8 protein-coding genes are annotated in these 6,780 nt (G+C 39.5%); 2 read left to right on the top strand and 6 right to left on the bottom strand.

Translation table 11 applies throughout. The annotated features are described in order from the left end of the window. Positions 1 to 508 precede the first annotated feature (508 nt). From BGC07_RS18320 to BGC07_RS18310, 3 genes are read right to left on the bottom strand one after another with little or no spacing between them, the layout of a single operon-like run. Complete coding sequence (locus BGC07_RS18320; RefSeq protein ID WP_069314504.1) at positions 509 to 1,267, bottom strand: hypothetical protein; 759 nt, start codon at positions 1,265 to 1,267, stop codon at positions 509 to 511. Next, positions 1,257 to 2,330, bottom strand: a complete 1,074-nt coding sequence (locus BGC07_RS18315; protein ID WP_449421090.1) for a phage portal protein family protein — start codon at positions 2,328 to 2,330, stop codon at positions 1,257 to 1,259. Before BGC07_RS18315 ends, BGC07_RS18320 begins: the two co-directional genes overlap by 11 nt. A 6-nt stretch (positions 2,331 to 2,336) precedes the next feature. Continuing rightward, positions 2,337 to 2,582, bottom strand: a complete 246-nt coding sequence (locus BGC07_RS18310; protein ID WP_069314502.1) for a hypothetical protein — start codon at positions 2,580 to 2,582, stop codon at positions 2,337 to 2,339. A gap of 108 nt (positions 2,583 to 2,690) precedes the next feature. Here BGC07_RS18310 and BGC07_RS18305 point away from each other — a divergent pair, with 108 nt between their 5' ends. Next, positions 2,691 to 2,909, top strand: a complete 219-nt coding sequence (locus BGC07_RS18305) for a hypothetical protein (RefSeq protein WP_069314501.1) — start codon at positions 2,691 to 2,693, stop codon at positions 2,907 to 2,909. 55 nt (positions 2,910 to 2,964) lie between these two features. After that, on the top strand, positions 2,965 to 3,261 hold the full coding sequence (locus BGC07_RS18300; protein ID WP_069314500.1) for a helix-turn-helix domain-containing protein: 297 nt from the start codon (positions 2,965 to 2,967) through the stop codon (positions 3,259 to 3,261). Between the two features lie 70 nt (positions 3,262 to 3,331). Here BGC07_RS18300 and BGC07_RS18295 read toward each other — a convergent pair whose 3' ends face one another. The 3 genes from BGC07_RS18295 to BGC07_RS18285 form a co-directional block, all read right to left on the bottom strand. Continuing rightward, positions 3,332 to 3,910 carry a hypothetical protein gene (locus BGC07_RS18295; RefSeq protein ID WP_069314499.1) on the bottom strand — a complete coding sequence of 193 codons (579 nt, stop codon included), beginning with the start codon at positions 3,908 to 3,910 and terminating at the stop codon, positions 3,332 to 3,334. A gap of 886 nt (positions 3,911 to 4,796) precedes the next feature. Then, positions 4,797 to 6,038: a hypothetical protein gene (locus tag BGC07_RS18290; protein ID WP_069314498.1), complete on the bottom strand. Its 1,242-nt coding sequence runs from the start codon at positions 6,036 to 6,038 to the stop codon at positions 4,797 to 4,799. A gap of 99 nt (positions 6,039 to 6,137) precedes the next feature. Next, positions 6,138 to 6,780 (bottom strand): DNA-packaging protein (locus BGC07_RS18285; RefSeq protein ID WP_162272294.1); only part of this gene is annotated, 643 nt, incomplete at its 5' end.

Here is a 6,780-nt window from a genome sequence, read left to right as displayed (position 1 = left end):
TCTCAAGGTGACTGATAATTCTAGAAATATCATCTTTTTCCATTTCGCTGATAGGTTTTTTACTATTGATAATTGCTTTGGCAACATCACTAATGCTTTTTACAATCATTATTAATCCCCTGATTGTGGTTTTAAAATTACGGTGCATCTGCAATTCGGATGCGTCTGCGGCGGATGCTCAATCGTCCGCCCGTCGCCACTTAAAAATGTTTGGCCAACTAAAACGGTTTGCTTGTTCATCGGCCTACAAATAAATCGGAAGCGTCGCTACCTCGGTAGGTATTTTGCACTTCCATGGTGCAAAATCGCCTCGCAAAACGCGACGACTATAATGCCTCGGCCGTCCCCGTCACGAGACGCTCCGTGCCTTAATTCGGCACACTCCGCATCTCGCTCTCAGATGACTCTACGGCTCGTATAGATTTTTAGACACTCGTTCCGCCGACTCCGGACCTAAAGGCCCTACGTCACTCCGCTCTGCTAAAAATCCGAGCCTACCTCGGAATACTCACCCCGCGCTTGGCGCTCCCTGGCTCGCATCGTTAGAAACCCTTGAGTCATCACACGTTAGCCATTGTTTTTTGCTGTTTGGCGAGATAATTTGCTTACTCACCATATCGGACCACATCGCTTCTCTGCCTGCATGAATAGCAAAGCTTGACTCAGTACGTGCAATCATAAGCGAGCGATAGTTCAGTTTTTTGTTGTATTCTCTAAGAATTAACTTGTCTAAAACGTCAGGCTTTATCTCTTTCTCTAGCAGATTATCAATAAACTTATTCATCGCGCCCTGCTGCGGTCGATTTAACCCGACGAGGCTTTTAATTCGCGCTGACATCACCCTGACATGCTCGCCTTCGCTAAATCCTTCACTGACTTGTAGGGATATTGCCTCTTTCGTTTCTTCACTGACACGCGTTACAAGCTCTGCTGTGCGGTCTTTAATAATTTGCTGTACATAGTCATCGAGCATATTTAGAGGTGGTGCTTTCTTTTCTAAATACTCCGGTAAAGCAAGCCTTGCGTTATCTGCCCCTGCTTTCACTGCGCTTTGCTCTACACTTTGAAGCGTCGATAATTCAGCGACTAAATAGCTGTAGCCGACTGCATCAAGCACCTGCTGCAAATCCCCTTTTTTAATCGCCTTATTTAAAGCATTGTCACTTGTATGAGCTTGAGACGCAGCAACAGCAGACAAAAAGGCATCTTTAAAGTTCGGTTTAATCTGATCTATCAGTGCGTTTGTAGAAAGAGCTTTATTTTCCATCAATTTCTTTTGAGGCAGGTAAATTTAAAGATTCTCTTACGGTTTCCTCTAAGTTTCCATCGGGTGAAATAACCCCAATGGGCACAAGCTGAGATAGCGCAGTCGAAAGCTCAGCGACATCTATATCTTTGACTTCTTCATAGTCGAGTGTTGGCAACTCTTCGGCTAAGTCGCCATTTAAATCAAACAAGCGCGGTATAGCATGCGAATTAAACACGCCTTTGATCATGTCGAGATAGGCGGTGATACTGTCTTTTAAGAGTTCTATCTTATTTTCAGCATGGCTTGAGGTTCCAACGGCAGTTTTGCCAATTTGTTGGAATTCAGTCATCATCGTTTGAGAAATAGAATAAGCGTAACGATTAATCGGTCCGGACAGATCAACGTTGGTGTTACCTTGGCACGACATCAATTCAGCGTTAAAAAGCTTATTACCGTTCTGATCATATTGCTGTGGCATGATCAAATAAGAAGACTCATTTTGTCTGACGTTCGCGCCAAGCTCTTCTAAATGATTCACCACCGCTTTTTGATCTGTAGAGGCAGATGTACTTAAGTAGTCCGGTGGAATCTCAAACTTAAGAAGGCCGACCAGGTTGCGCTCTATGCCGATGGCTTCGACGTTTTCTAGGTTCTTCTTGTAGTACCAAGGCTTATAGGCGTTGCGTAAAATGCTACGGCCCTCTGGATTACCTTTTTTGCTCGTGGTTCTGAACAATAAAACGCGGTTAATATCGACTTCACACTGCTTGCCAGAGGTCGGTGACATTTGTAGAAATCCGGTGAGCTCTTCGGTGTCTTCGTCAAAAATCCATTCTATTATTGTATCCTGTGAACGTGTCTCTAAGTCATGCCAGCCTATTTTATTATCGTTGTATTGCGATGGTCTTTTGCCTCTACGGCCTTGACGCACCTTATACACAGGCTCATGAATACTAAAACCAAAAGGCAAAAAGTCGAGTATTTCGCTAATGACTTCGGCCCAGGGCTTGCACAAATCATTGCGGCATTCTTCAAGGAAATTTGCTCTTGCTTCGTCTTGAGCACTGACACCTGCGGCGATGACTTTTCACTTTACTTTGCGTATCAACAACTCAATCGCTAAAAGCGCAGCGCCTACTGTGTCGTCGTTATCCTTCATCCCCTTATATATAGTGATACCATCGGGAAATTGGAGCTGTGTTAAAAACTCCTCTGTGACTCTGCCGCCGACTTCTCGAAGTCCTGTAAACCCTTGAGGCGCTGGGGGAGTTTGGGGCTTAGCGTCGATTTTGTTAGGTGTCAGAGCACCTTTTATCTTTGAAAATAATTTCATTTCTTATCAATAACCTATTGATGATAATGTCGTTCTAGTGTAATATATTCATAGTTGCTTAGCAACTGAAACAAGAAAAACTAATCAAATGAGGGAGAAACTGCTAAAATGAATAGCGAAGAAATAACAACAGATTTATTTAAGAAAATTGTTGAGGGTTCAACAGTGACCAAAGCCGAAATGATCGAAGCAATTCACGCTAACAACAAAGATATTCGAGATGAAATGCAATCTCTTCGCAGCGACATCAAATGGGGGGTTGGCATTATTATCAGTGTTGTAACAATCGTTGTAGCAATTGCTTCTTACCTAACTCATCTCACATAAAAAAAGGGCTGTGGACGCAGCCCCTAAAATGCTAAAATGAACACAAAGGTTCATAATGAAATATATCACAACCCAGCGCGCAGCTAAACTATATAGCGTCAACAACTCTAGAATTTGTCAAAAGTATCGGGCCAAAGAATTACCTGGCATTATCCTAAACCGCGAACTTTTTATTATAGTTGAAGACCATATTGTCGATACCTCTGACATCGAACCTAACACCTTTAAAACCGTCGAAGATTTAGCAAAGGAACACGGGAAAGACATTCGGACAATCCAACGCTGGTGTACTTCTGGTAAGCTTCCGGCAAAGAAAATCGGGCGGAATTGGTTTATTTTAACTAAAAGGTAGTTTTTAATTCCTATACGATAGCAAACAAAGTACCACGGACTTCTGTCCGTAGGTATCTATTACAAAAATATTATAATATAAGTGGTTCAACCTCATGGCTCTTATTGCTTTTTTCGTCACGAGCGCTGTTTAAAAAAAGATTTGTGCTCTCAATAACACCTTTGACCTTTTTTCCTCTTAATCCTAACACTCTTAGAACCTTATCCCATACTCCTGTATTTTCCTTCTTTATCTCTTTATTGTCCTTGTTTTCTGTATAGATTTTATTAATCTGAGTTAAAGATTTATCTTTAGCTGCTTGATTAATACTATTAACAACCTTAAATTTATCAATAACTTTATCCATTTCTGCTATTGTTGCGGTTGGGGTTGTTTCTCTTTCTCCCACTTTCAAAGGCTCTTCATTAGACAGCCCTTCTGTCAATGTTTGAAAAATGTGAGGATAATGAAGAACGTTGCTTTCAAAAGCATCATAACTTAACAGTGGCCCTTTCGTCTCATCAAATATAGGCTTGGATAACAGTGGGTGCTCAAGAAACTTTTCCTTCGTTTTTTCAGGGAGTATTTTCATTAATTCGTACATCTGCTTGATGTATCTTTTCATTGACTCTAAACTTTCATTTTCAAGATCTTGATATGTTGTTGTCATTTGATAAACCTTTGATTAAGTTATTTAACTTATTAAAAGTTTAACTTTTTAAGAATCTTTCCAATATTGAAATAATAATTATTTTTTTATGGGGTTTGAAACCCACCGGCCCGAAAAGTTGGGTAAGTTTAAACAAACGACAGATTTGTCCCATAGCATTTTCGCTAGATCGTTGGCATATGTGCTTTTAAGTCAACTTTGAACCTCCCAAATTTAACCTGACTTTTAGTGCTTATTTTGGGAAGCTCAGCAATGAAGACACAGAAAGAAAAAAATATAATTAAAACGAACGTTTATCCGATAACAAAAATTATATTAAAAGTCACTGATATTTCTAACATTAAAATTATAATTTATTGCAAAAAAACAAGTTTTCTTCTAATTATATGGAAATAGCATCAACTTTATGCGGGGATAGCAGAGTGATGCTGCTATCCTATGGGACAAATCTGTCGTTTGTTTAAACTTACCCAAAGTTACTCTAAAAAAAGCCCTCATTTAGAGGGCTGAAGTTTGGCGTTCACAAACTACATTGAGAAAGTAGCTCGTTAAGAACAATAATCTCATAAGCACTGAAAAGTTAATACCGTAAATCCTACACTATGTTTATGGTTCGAAGCCCACCGGAACGGTTTCGTACGCTAAGAGAACTCAAAAACAACAATCGAAGCATTCAAAATAAATTCGCTGGCCAGCCGAAAAAATTTCAGTTTTAGACGCTCAAACTTGGCCATTTTTCCCTAAAATCGGGTAAATTCACTACATTCTGGCTTGATAACACTTTTTAGATCGGAGTAAAACGCCTGGACCTGTTGATAACTGTGGGTTTCAGGCGATTTTTAGTTACTTTCGTTAATCATCATTATCGAAAGTAACCACGAATCAGCTATAAAGTAGGAGTATGGAACAAAGTTTTCACAGCGTTTGCAACTTTATCTTGTATATCGAAAAATAAAAGTGCGGGAGTTCTTTTCTGAGCACTCTGGGTCTGAGGGTTTTGCGCAGTATTCTTCATATTCCTTGGCTTGAAAACTGGGGCCGCTAAACCGCCCTGCTCATGTAGTTGTTTTTTAAGAGCATCTTTATTAGCTATTAGCTGCTTATCTAGGTATCTTTCCTCAAGATAATACTGCTGACCTTTTTGCCTAGGCTGATGATCTTTTACATCAAAATCAACACCTCTTAACATATCACATTCACTATCATCGCTACGGAGGTTAGAAAAAAAATCACTATCTATATCATGAGGAGATGGACGATTTTTAAGGTCATTCCAAGTATCGCGATCTAACCTAATATCCTTTTCGAGATCATTGATTGTCTTTTGTAAGGGTCTATCATCTTTAATTCTCTCCCAATCATCGTCAGTAATTTTACTACGTTTATAAATTTTCCCGAGATTATCGACTGCATTTTGAAGCGGCGGATTATCTTTAATTTTCTCCCAAGTATCGCTATCAAACTTACCAATCATTACGAGATTCTTGACTACTCTTTGAAGAAGTGAGTTATCTTCAATTTTTTTCCAAACATTGGAATCAAGTTTCTCAACATCACCTAGAGCCTTGATTAGCGCTGGATTATCTTCAATTTTATTCCAAACAGCGATATCAAAACAACCAATTTTTACAAGATTCTCGACTGCATTTTGAAGCGGCGGATTATCTTTAATTTTATTCCAAACAGCGATATCAAAACAACCAATTTTTACAAGATTCTCGACTGCATTTTGAAGCGGCGGATTATCTTTAATTTTATTCCAAACAGCGATATCAAAACAACCAATTTTTACAAGATTCTCGACTGCATTTTGAAGTTCTAAATTATCTTCCATATAACTGGAACGGAGCGCAGCTTCTTGATCACATTGTTGATGGACTTTATCCAAATATCTAGGATTATTTATTATTTCATTAAGCTCTGATTCGATATAAGCGTCATGTGGAAGGGTACCAGCACCAGCCTCCTTAGCATTTGCTTCTATAACTCCTAGTTTCGAAGCAAGAAAAATAGTTGTGATAATATCATCTGTAAGAGGTCCATGATTCCTAGAATCGTAGTAGATTCCTAATACTTCATAACCTTTTTGTTCACGTAACTGTCCTATCATTTCTTTTGGAGTTGGCATTTATTGAACCTATTCATTAACAAAAAAAATCAACAAAATGTAATTCTTACTTTATATATAATTCACCCACTCCATAACTGTAGTACCACTGAAAATCACTCAAAACCCAAACGGATTCTTCCTATAACTTTTCTCAGCCAGCCCTTTAAAGTTAATCCCACCCAAGTCAGGCACGTCCATGCTATCGATCATCAATTCAGTAAAAGCATAAACCAAAGCGTCTAATCTATCCGGTGACTCAGGATCGTCAGGGGTCCAGGTACAGAGTTGATCTTCCAACACAGGAAAACAACCCAGGTGATAGCACTTGCCCTGTGTGTATAAATTCGCCACAGGTTCAGCGCGGATGATCTTACCTCGATAAGCATGTACCTTTTTGTAAGGTATATTCTTATCAACTGTTCGCAGCATGCTTTCAACAAGATCACCGCCCTGATTAGTTTCTGCAACGATTAAATCAGCATTCCATTTTTTATAAAGTTGTACCGCTCTTTCACACCATTCATCCGGCGGCATAACGTCACTCGCATCTTCAAGCAAATAACCTTTTCCTTCTCGATCAATTGCAGCAACAACAAGGCCACATTCGTCGCTTTCCTCGGTCGATGTAACAGACGGGTCAATGGCAACAACAATGCGCTGGAAATATTCAGGGCCTTCTTTAATCGTTTGTTGATCTAATCCTTTGCGTGTCCACAGTGCGCCTGCCGTGTCGTCTAATATCTCGGCTTCTAATTCTTGA

The sequence above is a fragment of the Piscirickettsia litoralis genome, assembly GCF_001720395.1.
In the GTDB taxonomy this organism is placed as follows: Bacteria; Pseudomonadota; Gammaproteobacteria; order Piscirickettsiales; family Piscirickettsiaceae; genus Piscirickettsia; species Piscirickettsia litoralis.
The sequence above is the reverse complement of the archived record's forward strand: the minus strand, read 5'-3'. Positions and strand labels throughout refer to the sequence as shown.

Bases quoted from the DNA above. Each gene is read 5' to 3' on its own strand.
- BGC07_RS18295 (WP_069314499.1), bottom strand. From the start codon at position 3,910: ATGACAACAACATATCAAGATCTTGAAAATGAAAGTTTAGAGTCAATG.
- BGC07_RS18290 (WP_069314498.1), bottom strand. From the start codon at position 6,038: ATGCCAACTCCAAAAGAAATGATAGGACAGTTACGTGAACAAAAAGGT.
- BGC07_RS18300 (WP_069314500.1), top strand. From the start codon at position 2,965: ATGAAATATATCACAACCCAGCGCGCAGCTAAACTATATAGCGTCAAC.
- BGC07_RS18305 (WP_069314501.1), top strand. From the start codon at position 2,691: ATGAATAGCGAAGAAATAACAACAGATTTATTTAAGAAAATTGTTGAG.
- BGC07_RS18320 (WP_069314504.1), bottom strand. From the start codon at position 1,267: ATGGAAAATAAAGCTCTTTCTACAAACGCACTGATAGATCAGATTAAA.
- BGC07_RS18310 (WP_069314502.1), bottom strand. From the start codon at position 2,582: ATGAAATTATTTTCAAAGATAAAAGGTGCTCTGACACCTAACAAAATC.